16 protein-coding genes are annotated in these 20,658 nt (G+C 40.2%); 15 read left to right on the top strand and 1 reads right to left on the bottom strand.

What is annotated here, in order from left to right; all coding sequences use genetic code 11:
* Window positions 1–21 precede the first annotated feature (21 nt).
* A complete protein-coding gene (gene scrK, locus PCY08_RS03510) occupies window positions 22–909 on the top strand; it encodes a fructokinase ScrK (RefSeq protein WP_075228182.1) in 888 nt (295 codons plus the stop codon).
* A gap of 40 nt (window positions 910–949) precedes the next feature.
* On the opposite strand, the gene PCY08_RS03505 is transcribed toward scrK, so the two are convergent.
* Window positions 950–2,140, bottom strand: coding sequence for a cation diffusion facilitator family transporter (locus PCY08_RS03505; protein WP_301559443.1), 1,191 nt, complete (start codon window positions 2,138–2,140; stop codon window positions 950–952).
* A gap of 156 nt (window positions 2,141–2,296) precedes the next feature.
* On the opposite strand from PCY08_RS03505, the gene PCY08_RS03500 reads away from it, so the two are divergent.
* From PCY08_RS03500 to PCY08_RS03435, 14 genes are all read left to right on the top strand, one after another.
* Window positions 2,297–3,907: a hypothetical protein gene (locus tag PCY08_RS03500; protein ID WP_301559442.1), complete on the top strand. Its 1,611-nt coding sequence runs from the start codon at window positions 2,297–2,299 to the stop codon at window positions 3,905–3,907.
* Window position 3,908: 1 nt separating this feature from the next.
* Window positions 3,909–4,940, top strand: a complete 1,032-nt coding sequence (locus PCY08_RS03495) for an acyltransferase family protein (protein WP_301559441.1) — start codon at window positions 3,909–3,911, stop codon at window positions 4,938–4,940.
* Window positions 4,933–5,901, top strand: a complete 969-nt coding sequence (locus PCY08_RS03490; RefSeq protein WP_301559440.1) for a glycosyltransferase family 2 protein — start codon at window positions 4,933–4,935, stop codon at window positions 5,899–5,901. Before PCY08_RS03495 ends, PCY08_RS03490 begins: the two co-directional genes overlap by 8 nt.
* Before the next feature lie 190 nt (window positions 5,902–6,091).
* Entirely contained in the window at window positions 6,092–8,776 is a 2,685-nt protein-coding gene (locus tag PCY08_RS03485; RefSeq protein WP_301559439.1) for a cation-translocating P-type ATPase, read from the top strand.
* Between the two features lie 106 nt (window positions 8,777–8,882).
* Window positions 8,883–9,293, top strand: coding sequence for a peptide deformylase (locus tag PCY08_RS03480; RefSeq protein ID WP_301559438.1), 411 nt, complete (start codon window positions 8,883–8,885; stop codon window positions 9,291–9,293).
* 45 nt (window positions 9,294–9,338) lie between these two features.
* Window positions 9,339–10,061, top strand: a complete 723-nt coding sequence (gene yaaA, locus PCY08_RS03475) for a peroxide stress protein YaaA (protein ID WP_301559437.1) — start codon at window positions 9,339–9,341, stop codon at window positions 10,059–10,061.
* Between the two features lie 140 nt (window positions 10,062–10,201).
* Entirely contained in the window at window positions 10,202–11,488 is a 1,287-nt protein-coding gene (locus PCY08_RS03470; protein ID WP_301559436.1) for a homoserine dehydrogenase, read from the top strand.
* 1 nt (window position 11,489) lies between these two features.
* Entirely contained in the window at window positions 11,490–12,359 is an 870-nt protein-coding gene (gene thrB, locus PCY08_RS03465; RefSeq protein ID WP_301559435.1) for a homoserine kinase, read from the top strand.
* 123 nt (window positions 12,360–12,482) lie between these two features.
* Entirely contained in the window at window positions 12,483–13,421 is a 939-nt protein-coding gene (msrB, locus tag PCY08_RS03460; RefSeq protein ID WP_301559434.1) for a peptide-methionine (R)-S-oxide reductase MsrB, read from the top strand.
* Window positions 13,422–13,469: 48 nt separating this feature from the next.
* The gene (locus tag PCY08_RS03455) at window positions 13,470–15,194 is read left to right on the top strand and encodes an ABC transporter ATP-binding protein (protein ID WP_301559433.1); all 1,725 of its coding nucleotides are present in this window, start codon (window positions 13,470–13,472) and stop codon (window positions 15,192–15,194) included.
* A 1-nt stretch (window position 15,195) separates the two neighbouring features.
* Entirely contained in the window at window positions 15,196–16,944 is a 1,749-nt protein-coding gene (locus PCY08_RS03450) for an ABC transporter ATP-binding protein (RefSeq protein ID WP_301559432.1), read from the top strand.
* Window positions 16,945–17,220: 276 nt separating this feature from the next.
* Window positions 17,221–18,480 carry a TRZ/ATZ family protein gene (locus tag PCY08_RS03445; RefSeq protein WP_301559431.1) on the top strand — a complete coding sequence of 420 codons (1,260 nt, stop codon included), beginning with the start codon at window positions 17,221–17,223 and terminating at the stop codon, window positions 18,478–18,480.
* Window positions 18,481–18,848: 368 nt separating this feature from the next.
* A complete protein-coding gene (mecA, locus tag PCY08_RS03440) occupies window positions 18,849–19,586 on the top strand; it encodes an adaptor protein MecA (protein ID WP_301559479.1) in 738 nt (245 codons plus the stop codon).
* Between the two features lie 507 nt (window positions 19,587–20,093).
* Window positions 20,094–20,657 carry a TIGR01440 family protein gene (locus PCY08_RS03435; RefSeq protein WP_301559430.1) on the top strand — a complete coding sequence of 188 codons (564 nt, stop codon included), beginning with the start codon at window positions 20,094–20,096 and terminating at the stop codon, window positions 20,655–20,657.
* Window position 20,658: the final 1 nt, after the last annotated feature.

The raw sequence follows: 20,658 nt of genomic DNA, 5'->3' as shown, positions 1-20,658 counted from the left end.
AATAAAAACTAGAGGTTTATCATGACAAAATTATATGGAAGCTTGGAAGCGGGCGGTACAAAATTTGTCTGTGCTGTCGGTGATGAAAACTTTAACATTGTAGAGAAAACACAATTCCCAACAACAACTCCTATCGAGACAATCGATAAAACTATCGAGTTCTTTTCAAAATTTGATAATCTTGCAGGTCTTGCAATTGGTTCATTTGGTCCAATTGATATCGACAAAAATTCAAAAACTTACGGTTTTATCACAACTACACCAAAACCTCACTGGGCGAATGTTGACTTACTTGGTGCTCTCCGTCGCGCTCTAAATGTACCAATGTACTTCACAACAGACGTAAACAGTTCTGCCTACGGTGAAGTAGTAGCACGTAATAATGCAGGTGGACGAATCGAAAACTTGGTTTACTACACAATCGGTACAGGTATCGGAGCTGGTGTTATCCAACGTGGTGAGTTTATTGGTGGTGTTGGTCACCCTGAGATGGGGCACTACTATGTAGCAAAACACCCAATGGATGAGGAGAAAGAATTTAACGGTGTTTGTCCTTTCCATAAGGGATGTTTAGAAGGTTTTGCGGCTGGTCCAAGCTTGGAAGCTCGTACAGGAATTCGTGGTGAAAACATCGAACTCAACAGTTCTGTATGGGATGTTCAAGCCTACTATATCGCTCAAGCAGCTGTAAACGCAACTGTAACCTTCCGTCCAGACGTTATCGTATTTGGTGGTGGTGTTATGGCTCAACAACATATGCTTGACCGTGTACGTGAGAAATTCACATCCTTGCTCAATGGTTACCTACCAGTTCCCGATGTGCGTGACTATATCGTAACACCAGCTGTTGCAGGTAATGGTTCAGCTACACTTGGAAACTTCGTTCTTGCTAAGAGCGTAGCAAAATAAGCATAAAAAATGAGGTCGGGATTTGTCCCGACCTCTTTCTTTAGTCTTTTTCAATTTTCGTTTCCTGATGGAATATATTTTGCCAAGTTTCATGTCTGCGCCAGATACTTGTATGAATAGTATCACCTATCTGATAGCGGATGAGTTTTGTCTTCTGACTAATGGATGTCAAGTGAAGTTCCTTGATAGCAGAGGTTAATTCTTTTTCCTCCTTATAGGCTTCCTTGTCTAGTTCTAGTCCGTCTTGGCGAATATAAATGAAATCTTCAGCCAGTAATTCTTCCAATTGATTTCCTTGGTCAATTAGTTGCTCTCTCATGAGCAATTTTTTATAGACATTATCAAGAATTTCATCCTCAGGAATCGGTGCTGGTTCGATATGAATATCGGTATCAAAGACGCCAAAGCGTTCTGATAACATGGATTCAACCTGATCTGCAATTTCGTGACTTTCGAAAACGGAGAGGTCTGGATTCATCTCGAGAGTAATGTCTAGATAGATATTGCTTCCATAAGTACGACCCCGTTGTGATTTGACCTTGCTAATCTTAGGGATTTCCATAATAGCCTTTTGGTAATCTTCGAGTAAGTGCTCATCAAAACCATCTGAAAGGCTGAAGGATGACTCGATAAAGATATCATAGGCAGTCTTGAGGATAAAGAAGGTGATAACGATGGCAACCAATTTATCCACGAGAGGGAAGTTAAAACTGCTAGCTAGGATGGCGATGGTGGTTCCAAGTGAGGTGACGGCATCTGATAGATTGTCCTTGGCAGCCGCTTTCAGCGCCTTAGACTTAGATTGCTTGCTGAGGTGAGTGTTGTAGAGATAGACTCCAAACATAATCACTGCAGAAATCACTCCCAAAATCGCTCCAAGTGGGTCAATTACAGTTTCTTCACGACTGATAATCTTTTGAATCGTATCGCGCAGAACATCAAAACCAACGTAGAACATGATGATGGAGGTGATAAGACTTGCCAAGTCCTCGATTTTCCAGTGACCGAAACGATGATCTCTATCTGCTGGCTGTCGGGCCAATCGAATCCCTATGAGGAGGGCAACATTTCCGATAATATCAGAAACGTTGTTGAAACCATCAGCCACCAAACTGGACGAGTGAAGGAGGTGACCTGCTGCTAACTTAGCTGCTGACAAGAAAAGGTAGGTCAAGATGCTAATAATAGCACCTCGCTCAGCTAATTTCAAATTTGAAACTGATTGATTCATCTGACTCTCTTCCTAGAATTTTGTATTCTATCATTATACTGGTTTTCCAAGGAAAATTCAAATGGAGGGGGATGGGACATTTATACTGATTCAACAGATTTTTTGAATGAAATATGATAGAATATTAGGTAATCAAAATTTTAGAAAGAGATTTTCATGAATCATAAACAAATCATAGATAGAGTGATTCGAATTGGTTTGCTGTTGCTACCATTTCTTATTTTTTATGGATATAGATTGATTAAGGGATTCGATTATCCAGTGATTGATGATGTCATGGTCAATCAAACCATATTATCGGGTGATAATATGTTGCTTCCCTATATTGGAATTTTGTTATCATCTGCTTTAGTATTTCTTCAGCAATTTTTTACAACTTGGAATATTTATTTTATTTTCTTAGCTCTCAGTTTTTGCTTGAGTTTTAGCATCTATTTGGAGTTCTTTTTTAGAAAGAAATATTATTTCTTACTTCCCTTAGTGATTTTACTTCAAATGGTTTTAATGAAGTATTTCTCGTTTTCAGTAATTGCTTACTTGTTATCGACAGCAGCTATACTATTATTATTTGATAGAAAATACGTGACGGGAATGCTTTTGTCTGTAATAGGTTTATCGATTAGGCCGCAAATTATTGCCAGTTTATTATTGCTTTTACTCCCCTTCCTAGCTTTTGAAGTAATCAAAGGAAAAAAGAAAAAAGAATTATTCTTGTTATCTGCTGTTATTTTGTTTATCTTTACTTCCAACAAAGTTTATACACTAACGAATCCAGATGTTCAAGAATACCTAACTTGGAATACTCTGAGTACCAACTTGAGAGATTTTCCTGCGATTGATTATGAGAAACATGCCAAGGAATTTCAGGAACTGGGAGTCAGTGAAAATGATTTATCTACTTCAACTTATTGGCTCTTTGCTGAAAAAGGTGCTTTGAACAATGAGCTGTTAACAAAAATTCAATCAGTACGTTCTTTCTCTGAAAAGTACTCCTTTAATGTGCTTCAGATGGTATCAGATTATTTTCAAAATATCATTTTGACAAGCTTTCTTTTTGTTATGATTGGCTGGTTTTTGTTCTTCAAGCCCAAGAAGTTTTATGGATGGCTACTCCCTCTTGTTCCGTTTGCGCTGATAGGTGCTCTATTTGTTAGGCAGAGAGTAGTAGAACGGGTCTATATCCCAATTATCATTAGCTTTTTAATCTTTTTTATCTACTATGCTCCTTTATTTTACACTAAGCGCAAACTGTTGAAGAAAAGAGGAATTTTTTATAGTCTACAACTTGTAGGAATGCTTGCGAGTATGGCCTGGGTAAATAGTGTGGGACAAGAACTTTACTGGTTCCCAATCATTCAATCATCCATGGTATCAGAGTATCATGACGTAGTGGAAAAACATTCTGATAAATTGCTTGTTTTTGGTGGTTATGGAACACTTGTCAATTCTCAACCGAGATTGGCTACGATTAGAAGGAAGCCTGATCAGTTGATTGAAAATACAACAACCTTAGGTAACTGGCAAACTTTTTCGCCACATTATTATCAACTAATGAAAAAGTATAATGTTGAGGAGCCTAGTAATCTTCTTTCTTCTGCTATTGATAAGGAGAATATCCTATTCTTTTGGTCACCTTCTTCAGGAAAGATGGATCAAGTCAAGAAAATAATGAAAGAACATTACCAGAAAGATGTTTATTTTGAAGAAGTTGAGGTGGTCACTTCTGATATGAATCTTTATCGACTAAGAACAGGAGAAGGGAGATAGGATGAAAAAGCGCATAGGTTACCTAGATATGGCTAAGGGGCTAGCGATTATACTTGTTATTATAGGGCACAGCAGTTTTGTGCCTCTTCGTGCAAAAATACTCCTCTATGTTTTTCATATCCCCTTATTTTTCTTCTTGTCAGGTTTTACTTTAAATGTCACTAAATACAAATCATTTAAGGAATATTTTATTAGCAAGGTGAAAAGTTTGGTCGTTCCCTTTTTTTGCCTGAATATTTTTGTTTTTCTCTTTCAACTCTTTGTCATGTATCCTGAACAAGTGTTTAGTTTTAATCTTATTCATTTTACTAAACAATTGTTGTTGTCAGATCGCTTGCATGTTTATTTTCAGTTATGGTTTCTGAATGTCATGTTTTTAGCACATGTTGTTAGTTACTTTATTCTCAGAAGAAAATGGTCGATTGGTCAATGGCTATTGATTCTTGTATCACTCTTGCTTCTAGTCGTTTTAGGACAAAAAATCTATACTTGGAATTTTTATCTTATCTGGAATCTTGATTTGGTCCCTGTAGCCGTTGTCTTCACTTTTCTAGGTGTTGGAGTGAGAAAATATTTACCTCAGCTGGAGAAGTTTTTTGCAATATACAATCTGCCAGTTGCCTTATCTCTAACTATATTTGTAGGCAGATTGAACTATCATTGGAGTGGAAGACAAATTGTCGATCTCTACTATCAGCAGATAGGGAACCATCTCTTATTTTACATTGCTGCAATTTCAGGTATATGGTCCACCCTCATATTCTTTAAGTCAATTCCTGAAATGACTCTCTTGAAATCAATCGGCCAAAGAACCTTGATTTACTATGGTGTCCATGCCCCAATTGTTTTAGTATTGGTAGAAAAATTAGTTTTACAACTGTCTACAAGATATACTGGTATTTTTGTGAATGGCTACGTTACAACAAGTGTTGTGACAATATTGACTTTGGTAGGGTGTGAATTGATTGTCAGAGTATTTAGAGGGACCAATTTTCCCTTTGGATTTAAAAGGTTAGGAGACAAAGATGAGTAGAAATAATCCGATTTTATATATCGTGATTCCATGTTATAACGAAGAGCAAGTGTTACCTCACACAAATCCGATGTTTGTCGGGAAGATTGAGGAATTGGTAAAAAATCAAGAGGTTCATCCAAATAGCAAGGTCATGTATGTGAATGATGGCAGTAAGGATAAAACTTGGGAACTTATCCAAGAATATGCTTCATCGAATCCATTTGTTGTAGGTATTTCTCAAAGTCGAAACCGTGGTCATCAAAGTAGTGTTCTTGCTGGGATGTACGAAGCTGCAGAATTTGCGGATATCGTGATTACCATTGATGCAGATGGTCAAGATGATATTGATTGTATGAATCAGATGATTGCTGAATATAAGACTGGTTCAGAGTTAGTCTACGGTGTTCGTGATAATCGAGATACAGACTCAGCTTTTAAACGTATAACAGCAGAAGGTTTTTACAAAGTGATGCAACTATTTGGAGCGGATGTCGTTTTTAATCATGCTGACTATCGTTTAGTCTCAAAACGATTTCTACAGGAATTATCCAAGTTTAAAGAAGTTAATCTGTTCCTTCGTGGCATTATGCCTCTGGTAGGATTTAAGTATTCCTATGTGACTTATAAACGTCATGAACGAATTGCTGGAGAAAGTCACTATCCACTTTCTAAAATGCTTGGCCTAGCAATGGACGGAATTACGAGCCTATCTATTAAACCCATTCGCTTGATTACCGCAATGGGAGTTGTGACTTCCTTTTTTAGTTTTTTGTTGATCATCTGGGTTTTGTGGAGCAAATTTGCTGGTACAGTTGTGGCCGGTTGGGCTAGTACCTACGCTATTGTAAGTTTACTTGGCGGAGTTCAACTCATTAGCCTTGGTGTAATCGGTGAATATATTGGAAAAATCTATTTAGAAACCAAACATCGTCCAAGATACATTATTAGCGATCGTACTTATGATGGGAATGTTGACTAACTCCACCCCAGCACTTGAAAACTTTAGAATTTCTGATATAATAGAACTACTCAAGGGAGTAGCTGGCGGTTAACCGCGATAGTGTCGTCATTACGAATTATTTCCGGCACTATATTAAACAGCGAGACTTGTTTTTTTAAAAAACAGGTCTCTTTTTTTGTAAAAAGAGGCCAAAAAGGAGGAGACTGTTTTGTCAAAAGAACAAAATAAAGACTTGTTTTACACACAATCTTCTGAGGAAGTCCTAAAGAATCTGGACTCATCTGTTGAAGGTTTGTCAACTGCTCAAGCTCAAGAACGCATAGCGACTTATGGTCGAAATGAGTTAGAAGAGGGCGAAAAACGTAGCCTACTAGCTAAATTCCTTGATCAATTTAAGGATTTGATGATCATCATCTTGCTAGCGGCAGCGGCACTTTCTGTCATTACAGAAGGAATGGACGGTTTAACAGATGCCATTATCATCTTGGCCGTAGTTGTCCTGAATGCAGCCTTTGGTGTTTACCAAGAAGGTCAAGCAGAAGCAGCGATTGAGGCTCTGAAAAATATGTCTAGCCCAATGGCCCGTGTTCGTCGTGATGGTCATGTCATTGAGATCGACTCAAAAGAATTGGTGCCTGGGGACATCGTCTTGCTTGAAGCTGGAGATGTAGTTCCTGCTGATATGCGCTTGTTTGAAGCGGCGTCTCTTAAAATCGAAGAAGCTGCTCTTACTGGTGAATCTGTACCAGTTGAAAAAGATATTACTCAAGTAGTAGAAGCAGATGCTGGTATTGGGGACCGCGTTAATATGGGTTACCAAAACTCAAACGTAACTTACGGTCGTGGTATTGGTGTCGTGACTAACACTGGTATGTATACTGAAGTTGGTAAGATTGCGGATATGTTGGCCAATGCCGATGAGACAGAAACACCATTGAAGCAAAGCTTGGAACAATTATCTAAAGCCTTGACTTACTTAATCGTTGTGATTGCGATTATCACTTTCTTGGTTGGTGTCTTCGTTCGTGGTGAACATCCGTTGGAAGGCTTGATGGTTGCAGTAGCCCTTGCGGTTGCTGCGATTCCAGAAGGACTCCCTGCCATTGTAACCATCGTTCTCTCTTTGGGAACTACAACTCTTGCTAAACGTAATTCGATTGTTCGTAAATTACCAGCCGTTGAAACACTTGGTTCGACAGAAATCATCGCATCTGATAAAACAGGTACCTTGACTATGAACCAAATGACGGTTGAAAAAGTCTATACTAACGGTCAATTGCAAAGCTCAGCAGCTGAGATTGCTGCTAGTAACAATACCCTTCGTATCATGAACTTTGCCAATGATACAAAGGTGGACCCATCTAGTAAATTGATTGGTGACCCAACGGAGACAGCTCTTGTACAGTTTGGTTTGGACCACAACTTTGACGTTCGTGAAGTTTTGAAGAATGAGCCACGTGTGGCAGAATTGCCATTTGACTCAGAACGTAAACTTATGTCTACGATCCATAAGGAAGCAGACGGTACTTACTTTATCGCTGTTAAGGGTGCCCCTGACCAATTGCTCAAACGTGTGACACGTATTGAAGTCAATGGGGAAGTTCGTCCAATCACAGAAGAAGACAAACAAGCTATCCTTGCTACCAACAAAGATTTGGCTAAACAAGCCCTTCGTGTCTTGATGATGGCTTATAAAACTAGCGATGAAATTCCAACCTTGGAATCTGAAATTGTTGAGTCTGACCTCATCTTCTCTGGTTTAGTCGGCATGATTGACCCTGAGCGTCCAGAAGCAGCAGAAGCTGTCCGTGTCGCTAAGGAAGCAGGTATCCGTCCAATCATGATCACGGGTGACCACCAAGATACAGCTGAAGCTATTGCTAAACGTCTTGGAATCATCGATCCAAATGACACCGAAGACCATGTCTTCACGGGTGCTGAGTTGAATGAACTCACTGATGAAGAATTCCAAAAGGTCTTCAAGCAATACTCTGTTTATGCTCGTGTATCACCTGAACACAAGGTTCGTATCGTGAAAGCATGGCAAAAAGAAGGTAAAGTTGTTGCCATGACAGGTGATGGAGTCAACGACGCACCATCACTTAAGACAGCTGATATCGGTATCGGTATGGGGATTACAGGTACGGAGGTTTCTAAGGGAGCTTCTGATATGGTCCTTGCTGATGACAACTTCGCAACCATTATCGTAGCGGTAGAAGAAGGACGTAAGGTCTTCTCAAATATCCAAAAATCAATCCAATACCTCTTGTCTGCCAATATGGCTGAAGTATTCACCATTTTCTTTGCAACTCTCTTTGGTTGGGATGTATTGCAACCAGTACATCTTCTCTGGATTAACTTGGTAACAGATACGCTACCAGCCATCGCTCTTGGTGTTGAACCAGCTGAGCCAGGTGTGATGACCCACAAACCTCGTGGACGTAAGTCTAACTTCTTTGATGGTGGTGTCTTCGGAGCTATCATGTATCAAGGTATCTTCCAAACCATGCTGGTTCTTGGTGTTTATGGTTGGGCAATTCTCTTCCCAGAGCATCAAGTTCAAAGTGAAATCCACGCAGATGCCCTTACAATGGCCTTTGCAACTCTTGGTTTGATCCAATTGCTCCATGCCTTTAACGTCAAGTCTGTTTACCAATCAATCTTTACGGTTGGACTCTTCAAGAACAAGACCTTTAACTGGTCAATCCCAGTTGCCTTCATCCTCTTGATGGCTACGATTGTGGTTCCAGGATTTAACAGCCTCTTCCACGTTTCACATTTGAGCTTGACTCAATGGATGGCGGTTATTGTAGGTTCACTCATGATTGTTGTTCTTGTTGAAATTGTCAAAGCAGTTCAACGTGCACTTGGAAAAGATAAAAACGCCATTTAAGCATTGAAAAGTCATCTTCGGATGGCTTTTTTGTGTTTATATAAAGATAAATGTCAATAGATTTTGTGCTATAATCAAGTAGAGAAAAAGATGGAGGAAAGAAGACTTGGAAAAGAAAATCGTAAGAGATATGATATTTTTATCGCAGGTATCCCAGCCTGCTAGTCAGGAGGATTTACCTCTAGCAAGGGATTTACAAGATACTCTGCAGGCTAATCGTGAGACCTGTGTTGGACTAGCGGCCAATATGATTGGGGTGCAAAAGCGCGTGATTATTTTTAATATCGGCATGATTCCCATGGTTATGTTTAATCCGGTTCTCAAGTCTTTTGAAGGGCCTTACGAGACCGAGGAAGGATGTTTGTCTTTGACAGGTGTAAGACCGACAACCAGGTACGAAAAAATTACCGTATCCTACAGAGATATTCATTGGAAAGAGCAGACCATTACCCTGACAGGTTTTCCGGCTCAGATCTGTCAGCATGAATTGGATCATTTGGAAGGTCGCATTATTTAGGCTCAAATCCTTGGTGCTCCTAGAAAAATATGCTACACTAAGACTATGAAAATTCTAATCCCAACCGCAAAAGAAATGAATACAAATGTTCCTAGTTTAGAGGCAAAAACCTTGTGTCCTGAAAGTCAGGCTGTACTAGACGAACTAACTATATATTCTGCTCAAGAACTGGAAAATTTTTATAAAATTTCTGCTGAAAAAGCACAAGAAGAGTATGAACGCATCCAAGCTTTAAAAAATGGAACTGCAAACTCTTATCCTGCTTTGCAACTCTTTGATGGACTTATGTATCGCAACATCAAACGGGACAATCTAACCAAGGCTGAACAAGCCTATCTGGAGAAACACCTCATGATAACGTCAGCTCTTTACGGTGTGATTCCAGCCTTTGCACCGATTGCACCTCACAGACTGGACTTTTTGATGAAGCTTAAAATCGCTGGGAAAAGCCTGAAAAGTCACTGGCAGTCAGCTTATGAAGAGTCGGTGAAGGGTGAAGAACTAATCTTTTCACTCTTGTCTTCGGAATTTGAAACTGTCTTCCCTAAAGAGGTTCGCGAGCAAATGGTGACCTTTAAGTTTATGGAGAACAGAGATGGAAAACTTAAAGTCCACTCAACCATTTCAAAGAAAGCTAGAGGTACTTTCTTAACAGCCTTGATGGAAGATCAGGTAACTTCGGTAGAAGAGATTAAAAAGCTCAGTTTTGCAGGTTTTACCTATCGAGACGACCTGTCTAGTGACAAGGAAATGGTCTTTGTAAAATAGATTGAAAATAGCGTCTGCTCCTGATTGAATCAGGGCAGGCTTTTTTATGATTTGATGCTTCTATTTTTAGTTCAGAATGGTAGGAATTTTCTCACAATTTTGATATAATAGGGCTATTAGAAAATTTCAAGGAGACAAACATGTCAGTTAAAATTGCTTTACTTGGATTTGGTACAGTAGCCAGTGGCGTACCATTCTTGCTAAAGGAAAATGGAGAAAAAATTGTTCAAGCAGCACATTCAGAAATTGAAGTAGCCAAAGTTTTGGTCAAAGACGATGAAGAGAAAGCCCGCTTGCTTGAAGCAGGAAATGATTTTAATTTTGTAACAAATATTGACGAAATTTTGTCAGATAAAGACATTGCGATTGTTGTTGAGTTGATGGGACGTATCGAACCGGCAAAAACATTTATCACTCGTGCCTTAGAAGCAGGGAAACATGTCGTGACAGCCAACAAGGACCTTTTGGCTGTTCATGGTGCAGAATTGCTTGAGATTGCCAAAGCTCATAATGTTGCTCTTTATTATGAAGCAGCTGTTGCGGGAGGAATTCCAATCCTTCGTACCTTGGTTAACTCACTAGCATCAGACAAAATCACTCGTGTTCTTGGTGTTGTCAATGGAACATCTAACTTCATGATGACCAAAATGGTAGAAGAAGGCTGGTCTTATGCAGATGCCCTTGCTGAAGCTCAACGCCTTGGTTTTGCTGAAAGTGATCCAACTAATGACGTTGACGGGATTGATGCAGCATACAAGATGGTCATCCTCAGCCAGTTTGCTTTTGGGATGAATGTCAAATTTGAAGATGTGGCCCATCAAGGAATCCGCAATATCACTCCAGAGGATGTGGCAGTTGCCCAAGATCTTGGGTATGTGGTTAAATTAGTAGGTTCTATCGAAGAAACAGCTTCTGGAATCGCTGCCGAGGTTACACCAACCTTCCTTCCTAAAGCTCACCCACTTGCAAGTGTCAATGGTGTCATGAATGCTGTCTTTGTGGAGTCTATCGGGATTGGTGAATCAATGTACTACGGACCAGGGGCTGGACAAAAACCAACAGCAACGAGTGTCGTAGCTGATATTGTTCGTATCGTTCGTCGTTTGAATGACGGTACAATTGGAAAAGCCTTTAACGAATACCATCGTGACCTTGTTTTGGCTCAGCCAGAAGATGTTAAAGCTAACTACTATTTCTCAATCTTGGCACCAGATTCAAAAGGTCAAGTCTTGAAATTGGCTGAACTCTTTAATGCAGAAGATATTTCCTTCAAGCAAATCCTACAAGATGGCAAGCAAGAAGGCAAGGCTCGTGTTGTCATTATCAGTCATAAGATCAACAAGGCGCAACTTGAAAATATTACATCAGCTTTGAAGGGTGTATCTGAGTTTGAACTTCTCAACACCTTCAAGGTTTTAGGAGACTAAGATGAAGATTATTGTACCTGCTACAAGTGCCAATGTGGGTCCTGGTTTTGACTCGGTTGGTGTAGCTGTAACTAAATATCTAGAAATTCAGGTTTGTGAGGAACGCGAAGAATGGATGATTGAGCACCAATTAGGCAAATGGATTCCACGTGACGAGCGTAATCTTTTGCTGAAGATTGCTTTACAAATTGTTCCAGACCTACAACCAAGACGTCTGAAAATGATTAGTGATATTCCACTTGCGCGTGGACTTGGTTCATCGAGCTCTGTCATCGTTGCAGGAATTGAACTGGCAAATCAATTAGGAAATCTTAAATTAAGCGATCACGACAAATTGCAATTGGCGACTAAGATTGAAGGCCATCCTGATAATGTTGCGCCAGCTATCTATGGTAATCTGGTCATTGCGAGCTCAGTCGAAGATCAGGTTTCAGCTGTTGTGGCGCCTTTTCCAGAGTGTGCTTTCCTAGCTTATATTCCAAACTATGAATTGCGAACTCGCGATAGTCGTGGTGTCTTGCCTAAGAAATTATCATACAAGGAAGCTGTTGCAGCAAGTTCTATCGCCAATGTGGCTATCGCAGCTCTATTGACAGGAGATATGGTCAAAGCTGGCCAAGCTATCGAGAGTGACCTTTTCCACGAGCGTTATCGTCAAGATTTGGTGCGAGAATTTGCGACAATTAAAAAAGTTGCTAAGAGAAACGGTGCTTATGCGACCTACTTGTCTGGCGCTGGACCTACTGTCATGGTTCTAGCTGATCCTGATAAGATGCCGAAGATTAAGGCAGAGCTTGAAAAACAACCGTTCAAAGGCAAGCTTCATGATTTGCAAGTAGATACACAAGGCGTGCGCGTCGAAGAAAAATAAATATAGCGATAGGATGGGGAAACTCTCTATTAGAGGGCTTCCTATCCTTTTTTTGAAAATGAAAGATGGGATATGAAATGTTTCCCACTTTTGCTGACCGATAGATGGTCAAGGAGGTATGAGATGGCAGAAATATATTTAGCAGGTGGTTGTTTTTGGGGTTTGGAAGAATATTTTTCCAGAATTTCTGGAGTGTTGCAAACCAGTGTTGGTTATGCTAATGGTCAGGTAGAAACTACCAATTATCAATTAATCAAAGAAACAGATCATGCTGAGACTGTGCAAGTTATCTATGATGAAAAGGCAGTCTCGCTCCGTGAGATTTTGCTTTATTATTTCCGGGTCATTGATCCATTGTCTGTCAATCAACAAGGAAATGACCGTGGCCGTCAATATCGTACAGGGATTTATTATCAAGATGAAGAGGATTTACCGACTATCTATGCCCTTGTCCAAGAGCAGGAGCGCATGCTCGGTCGCAAGATAGCGGTAGAAGTGGAGAAACTCCGTCACTATATCCTGGCTGAGGACTATCACCAAGACTACCTCAAGAAAAATCCTGGTGGTTATTGCCACATTGATGTGAGGGATGCTGAAAAACCACTGATAGATGCCGCCAACTATGAAAAGCCTAGTCAGGCAACGTTACGAGAAAATTTGTCAGAAGAGTCCTACCGTGTCACCCAAGAAGCTGCTACGGAAGCTCCCTTTAGCAATGCCTATGATCAAACCTTTGAGGAAGGAATTTATGCCGATATCACGACAGGAGAGCCCCTCTTCTTTGCCAAGGATAAGTTTGCCTCAGGCTGCGGTTGGCCAAGTTTTAGCCGTCCTATTTCCAAGGAACTCATTCATTACTATCAGGACTTGAGTCACGGTATGGAGCGTATCGAAGTTCGATCACGTTCGGGTAATGCCCACTTGGGTCATGTCTTTACAGACGGACCTCAGGAACTAGGTGGCTTACGTTATTGCATCAATTCTGCCTCTCTACGATTCATTGCTAAGGATGAAATGGAAGAGGCTGGTTATGGCTACCTACTTCCATATTTGAACAAATAAAAAGATGGTGGTTTTTCCACCTTCTTCATTTTGAATTAGAAGGGACTTATGAAACACTTACTTTCTTACTTTAAACCCTACATCAAAGAGTCTTTCCTGGCACCCTTGTTTAAGTTGCTAGAAGCTGTTTTTGAACTATTAGTTCCTATGGTTATAGCTGGGATTGTTGACCAATCCATCCCTCAAAAAGATCAGGGTCATCTGTGGATGCAAATGGGTCTCCTCTTTGTTTTTGCAGTTATCGGCGTTTTAGTAGCCTTAGTTGCTCAGTTCTACTCAGCCAAGGCAGCGGTTGGATTTGCTAAGGAGTTGACCAATGACCTCTATCGTCATATTCTTTCCTTGCCAAAGGATAGTCGAGACCGTTTGACGACTTCGAGTTTGGTGACGCGTTTAACTTCGGATACCTATCAGATTCAGACAGGGATCAATCAATTTTTACGCCTATTTTTAAGGGCTCCTATTATTGTTTTTGGTGCCATTTTTATGGCCTATCGTCTATCGCCTGAATTGACCTTCTGGTTTTTGGTCATGGTTGCCATTTTGACCTTTGTCATTGTAGTTTTATCACGCTTGGTCAATCCTCTTTATAGCATTTTGAGAAAGAAAACAGATCAGCTGGTTCAGGAAACACGCCAACAACTACAAGGGATGCGTGTGATTCGTGCTTTTGGCCAAGAAAAACGAGAAATTGAGAATTTTCAAGTACTAAACCAAGTCTATACGGCTATTCAAATGAAAACAGGATACTGGTCTAGTCTCTTGACCCCCTTGACCTATTTGATTGTCAACGGAACTTTGCTGGTGATTATCTGGAATGGTTATATTTCTATCCAGGGAGGCTGGCTCAGTCAGGGTGCCTTGATTGCCTTAATCAACTATCTTCTACAAATCTTGGTAGAGTTGATTAAACTAGCCATGCTGATTAATTCACTCAACCAGTCCTATATATCAGCTAAGCGCATTGAGGAAGTCTTCGCTGAAGAACCTGAAGATATTCATTCTGAGATTCATGTAGGAAAAGTATCTGGACATCGAGTTTTACAAGTTAGTCACTTGACCTTTACTTATCCAGATGCTGCTCAACCTTCGCTAAGGGATATTTCTTTTGATATGCATCAAGGAGAAATTCTTGGGATTATCGGAGGAACTGGTTCTGGTAAGTCAACCTTGGTACAGGTTTTACTTGGTTTGTACAAACCAGATAAAGGAACAGTGGCCCTCTATCAGGCTGGGAATAGTCCTCAAAATCTTGCTCAATGGCGGTCCTGGATGGCCTATGTCCCTCAAAAAGTTGAACTCTTTAAGGAAACCATCCGTTCCAACTTGACTTTAGGTATGGAAAAACCTGTCTCGGACCAAGAACTCTGGCAGGCTTTAGAAATTGCTCAGGCCAAGGACTTTGTCAGCGATAAGGAAGGTCAGCTGGACGCAGAGGTTCAAGCAGGCGGTCGAAATTTTTCAGGTGGGCAAAAGCAACGCTTGTCGATTGCCCGAGCAGTCTTGCATCGAGCACCATTTCTCATCTTGGATGATGCGACTTCAGCCCTTGATACCATTACTGAGTCCAATCTTCTAAAGGCCATTCAGGAGAACTTGCCAAACACCAGCTTGATTTTGATTTCCCAACGAACTTCGACCTTGAAGATTGCAGACCAGATTCTCCTTTTAGAAAAAGGTCAGCAATTAGCACTTGGAAATCATGAGGAATTGATGAAGACTAGTCAAGTCTATCGTGAAATCAATGCATCCCAACATGGAAAGGAGGATTAGAATGAAAGGCAAACATGCAAGTCAAACCCTCAAACGATTAGCAAAAGATTTAGCAAGTCATCCCATCCTTCTTTTTCTAGCTTTCTTAGGAACCATTGCTCAAGTGGCCCTATCAATCTATCTTCCAATCTTGATTGGACAGGTAATTGACCAAGTCCTAGTGACGGGCTCATCTCAGGTATTTTGGCAGATTTTCCTCCAGATGATATTGGTGGTCATAGGAAATACACTAGTTCAATGGGCCAATCCCCTCCTCTATAATCGACTGATTTTCTCCTACACTAAAGATTTGCGAGAGAAAATCATTCAAAAACTCCATCGTTTACCGATTGCCCTTGTAGACAAACAGGGGAGCGGAGAAATGGTCAGCCGTGTGACGACAGATATTGAACAGTTGGCAGCGGGATTGAATATGATTTTCAACCAATTTTTCATCGGAGTTTTGATGATTTTGGTCAGCATCCTTGCCATGCTTCAGATTCATCTTTTGATGACTCTCTTGGTCTTGCTCTTAACACCTCTGTCTATGGTCATTTCACGCTTTATTGCCAAGAGATCCTACCATCTCTTTCAAAAACAGACAGAGTCTAGGGGGATTCAAACCCAGTTGATTGAAGAATCCCTCACCCAACAGACGATTATCCAATCCTTCAATGCCCAGGAAGAATTTATCCAAAAACTCCATGAGGCAAACGATACTTATGCAGGATATTCTCAGTCGGCTATCTTTTATTCTTCGACAGTCAATCCTTCAACCCGTTTTGTAAATGCCCTTATTTATGCCCTTCTTGCTGGAGTTGGTGCTTTCCGTATCATGATGGGCTCTACTTTGACAGTTGGACGTTTAGTGACCTTTTTGAACTATGTGCAGCAGTACACTAAGCCTTTTAATGATATTTCATCGGTCTTAGCTGAGTTGCAAAGTGCCTTGGCTTGTGCAGAACGTGTTTATACTGTTTTAGAAAGCCCTGAGATTAGAGAAACAGGTCTTGAAGTCTTGAACAGCGACCAAGTCAAAGGAGCTATTTCCTTTAAGCATGTTTCTTTTGGCTATACTCCAGAAAAAATCTTGATTAAGGACTTGTCTATTGATATTCCAGCTGGTAGTAAGGTTGCTATCGTAGGACCAACGGGTGCTGGGAAGTCTACCATCATTAATCTTCTTATGCGTTTTTACCCGATTAACTCTGGAGCTATTTTATTGGATGGTCATTCCATTTATGACTATACTCGAGCTTCTCTTCGACAGCAGTTTGGAATGGTGCTTCAAGAAACTTGGCTCAAGCAAGGAAGCATTCATGACAATATTGCCTTTGGCAATCCTGATGCTAGCCGAGAGCAGGTCATTGCGGCAGCCAAGGCAGCTAACGCAGACTTCTTTATCCAACAGTTGCCACAGGGTTATGATACCAAGCTTGAAAATGCAGGGGAATCCTTGTCTGTTGGTCAGGCTCAGCTCTTAACTATTTCCCGTGTCTTTCTAGCCATTCCTAAGATTCTTATCTTAGATGAGGCGACTTCATCCATCGATACCCGGACAGAGGTCTTGGTTCAGGATGCCTTTGCCAAACTCATGAAGGGGCGCACAAGCTTCATCATTGCCCACCGTTTGTCGACCATTAAGGATGCTGATTTGATTCTTGTCTTGGTGGATGGAGATATTGTCGAGTATGGCAATCATCAGGAACTGATGGCTAGAAAAGGTAAATATTATCAAATGCAAGAAGCAGCTGCTTTTAGTCCAGAATAGACTTTTAATCGTTTATAAAGCAAATAAGCAAATACAGAATAAAAGTTGCCTTCGGGTGACTTTTTTGTTACAATAGCTAGAAAAATTATCTAGTATGAAAGCTAATACTCAATGAAAATCAAAGAGCAAACTAGGAAACTAGCCGCAGGTTGCTCAAAGCACTGCTTTGAGGTTGTAGATAGAACTGACGAAGTCAGTAACATATATACGGTAAGGCGACGCTGACGTGGTTTGAAGAGATTTTCGAAGAGTATAATTTAGAAAAGGAGCCTATTGATGAAAGTCTTTCAGCATGTAAATATCGTGACTTGTGACCAAGATTTCCATGTCTACCTGGATGGTATCTTAGCTCTTGAAAATTCTCAAATCGTCTATGTCGGTCAGGAAAATCAAGAAATTATCAAGCAAGCAGATCAAATTATAGACTATCAGGGTGCTTGGATTATGCCTGGTTTGGTTAACTGCCATACTCACTCTGCAATGACAGGCTTGAGGGGGATTCGTGATGATAGCAATCTCCACGAATGGCTAGAAGACTATATCTGGCCAGCAGAAGCAGAATTTACAGCAGAGATGACTACAAAGGCCGTTAAAGAGGCGCTGACAGAGATGCTCCAGTCAGGAACGACAACTTTCAATGATATGTACAATCCGAATGGAGTAGAGATAGAGAAGATTTATGAAGCAGTCAAGGCATCCAAGATGCGTTGCTATTTTTCTCCAACTCTCTTTTCTTCAGACATGGAGACGACAGATGAAACTGTTGCAAGAACGCGTGCTGTTATCGGGACAATTAAAAGCTATCAGGATCCCAATTTCAAGGTTATGGTGGCTCCTCATTCGCCCTACAGTTGTAGTCGAGAATTGTTAGAGGCTAGTTTGAACCTAGCAAAAGAAGAAGATATTCCGCTTCATATCCATGTGGCAGAAACACAGGAAGAGTCAGGCATTATCCTGAAGCGTTATGGTAAACGTCCAATAGCCTTTCTAGATGAACTTGGCTATTTAGATCATCAGGCTGTATTTGCCCACGGTGTGGAGTTAAATGAAGCAGAAATTACCCGCTTGGCAGATTCGCAAGTCGCTATCGCCCACAATCCTATCAGCAACCTCAAACTAGCTTCGGGAATTGCACCAATCATTCAATTACAAAAAGCAGGTGTTCCAGTTGGTATCGCGACGGACTCAGTTGCTTCTAACAATAATCTCGATATGTTTGAGGAAGGACGCACGGCGGCCCTTTTACAGAAAATGAAGAGCGGTGATGCCAGTCAATTTCCTATTGAAACTGCTCTCAAGGCACTGACGATTGAAGGAGCTAAGGTGTTGAGAATGGAAGATGAGATTGGTAGTCTAGAAGTCGGCAAGCAAGCAGATTTTCTCGTTATCCAACCGCAAGGAAAAATCCATCTCCAACCTCAAGAAAACATGCTCTCTCACCTCGTTTATGCCGTCAAATCCAGTGATGTTGATGATGTCTACATTGCAGGTGAGCAAGTCGTGAGAGCTGAGAAGGTACTAACAGTAGATTTGTAAGTGATACTCTTTCTAATTTTTTAAAGCTAGGTCAGTATCGACTTGACCTCGTTTGCTCTAACAAGTTTATTGATTGAGTATTTATTGTGTAGGCTGTATAGAAAAAGAAGACCTTACGAGTCTTCTTTTTGTTGCATAATATTTAATCTGAACACTTTTGAGAGGGATACAGACCTTTATCCTCTTTTAATCCTTGCACGAACTAGGTCAAGTGCATAATGAAGTGTTTTATCTTTGATAATAAAGAGGGTGATAGCGTAATAAGTATTCTATACTAGATAGTAATCGATAACCCAACGCCATTTTTTTTGATAAAATTTTTGAAATCTTGTATAATAGATAGAACTGAAAGTATGAGGTTACGAACTATGAAAATGAAACAAATCAGTGATACGACTTTAAAAATCACCATGTCTTTAGAAGATTTGATGGATCGTGGAATGGAAATCGCAGACTTTCTCGTTCCACAAGAGAAAACAGAAGAATTTTTCTACGCAATCTTGGATGAGTTAGAAATGCCAGACAGTTTCTTGGACACGGGCATGCTTAGCTTCCGAGTGACTCCAAAGCCTGATAAGGTTGATGTTTTTGTGACAAAATCTAAGATCGACCATAATTTAGATTTTGACGATTTGGCAGATCTTCCTGATATGGATGAGTTGGCTAAAATGTCTCCAGATGAGTTTTTAAAAACCTTGGAGAAAACCATGGCAGAAAAAACTAAAGATGATATTGAAGCCATTCAATCTTTAGAGCAGGTTGAAAAGGAAGAAGAAGCAGCGCTTGACGAAGCCCTCGAAGTAGAAGAAGGAAAAAGAGAGCCTTATATCTACTACATCTTACGTTTTGACGATTTATCTAGTTTGGTTTCTTTTGCCAAAACGGTTGACTACCAAATGGAAACTTCAGAACTCTACAAGATGAATGACCAGTACTATCTGACAGTTTTAGTTGATGTAGAAGATCAACCTAGCCTTTATCCAGCTTGGTTGTTGGCACGTATGCGCGAATTTGCGGATGATAGTGATATCAGTCGTTCTGTCCTACAAGAATATGGGCAACTACTCATCAATCATGATGCTGTTCAAGGACTTCAAAAAGTTTAATCTATAAAAAAACAGAGAAGCTACCCTTCTCTGTTTTTGTAAAATCTAGTTTTTAAAATTTTGGATTCAGTTTGTATCCAAAAAACTGTCATATTATAATTTGAGGATAAAATTAAAGTTCTAGCATAATTTCATGAAAATTTTCTGAATCATCATCTAAAGCTACAAGGAAGAAAAAGTGCCTAAAAAATAAGCAAAGTAGTAGCTTTAATAGAAGAAATGGGGTAGAATGGTAGAAGTTGCTTTTCGGTAGTTTATAATCGAATTGACTGACAAATCTTTTAGGTGTAAATGTTGTTACATCAACGATTTTACTAAACTATTATATTTTTTTTGTTTTCAAAGTATAATTTTATCTTACATTTGAAACTAGATGAATTTGAATCAGTTTTTAAAAAGAGCCCTCATATAGTTTTTGAATCCTAGCAAATGGTATTCCTATGCCTTCCAATCTTGCTAAAATTGATGAAAAACGATATGATAGAATGAAAAAAAGCGAGGTGAAAAATGGACCAAAGACGGATTCAAACAGAAACACAGCAGATACTTGAAGATGTATTAGACAAGGCTTCTTTACAGGAGGGAGCACTATTTGTCTTGGGTTTGTCTTCGAGTGAAGTGCTGGGAGGACACATCGGAAAAGATTCGAGTCAGGAAATCGGTGAACTTATTGTCAAGACTATGTTGGAACTGTTGACGGCTAAGGGAATTCACCTGGCTGTTCAAGGTTGTGAACATGTCAATCGGGCTTTAGTTGTTGAACGAGAAGTAGCTATAAAACATCAGTTGGAGATTGTGAGTGTACTCCCGACCTTACATGCAGGAGGTTCTGGTCAATTGGCCGCCTTCCGCTATATGAAGGATCCCGTGGAGGTCGAATTTATCAGGGCAGATGCTGGTATAGACATTGGTGATACAGCTATCGGTATGCATATCAAACATGTTCAGGTACCCATTCGACCAGTCTTAAGAGAGATTGGTCAGGCTCATGTAACGGCACTTGCTAGTCGACCAAAACTCATTGGAGGGGCGCGTGCTCAATATCCAATAGATCATATTAGGAAGATATAAA

The organism is Streptococcus sp. SO4 (genome assembly GCF_030440055.1).
In the GTDB taxonomy this organism is placed as follows: Bacteria; Bacillota; Bacilli; order Lactobacillales; family Streptococcaceae; genus Streptococcus; species Streptococcus nidrosiense.
Note: the sequence above shows the minus strand (reverse complement) of the source record. Positions and strands in the feature narration are given on the sequence as shown.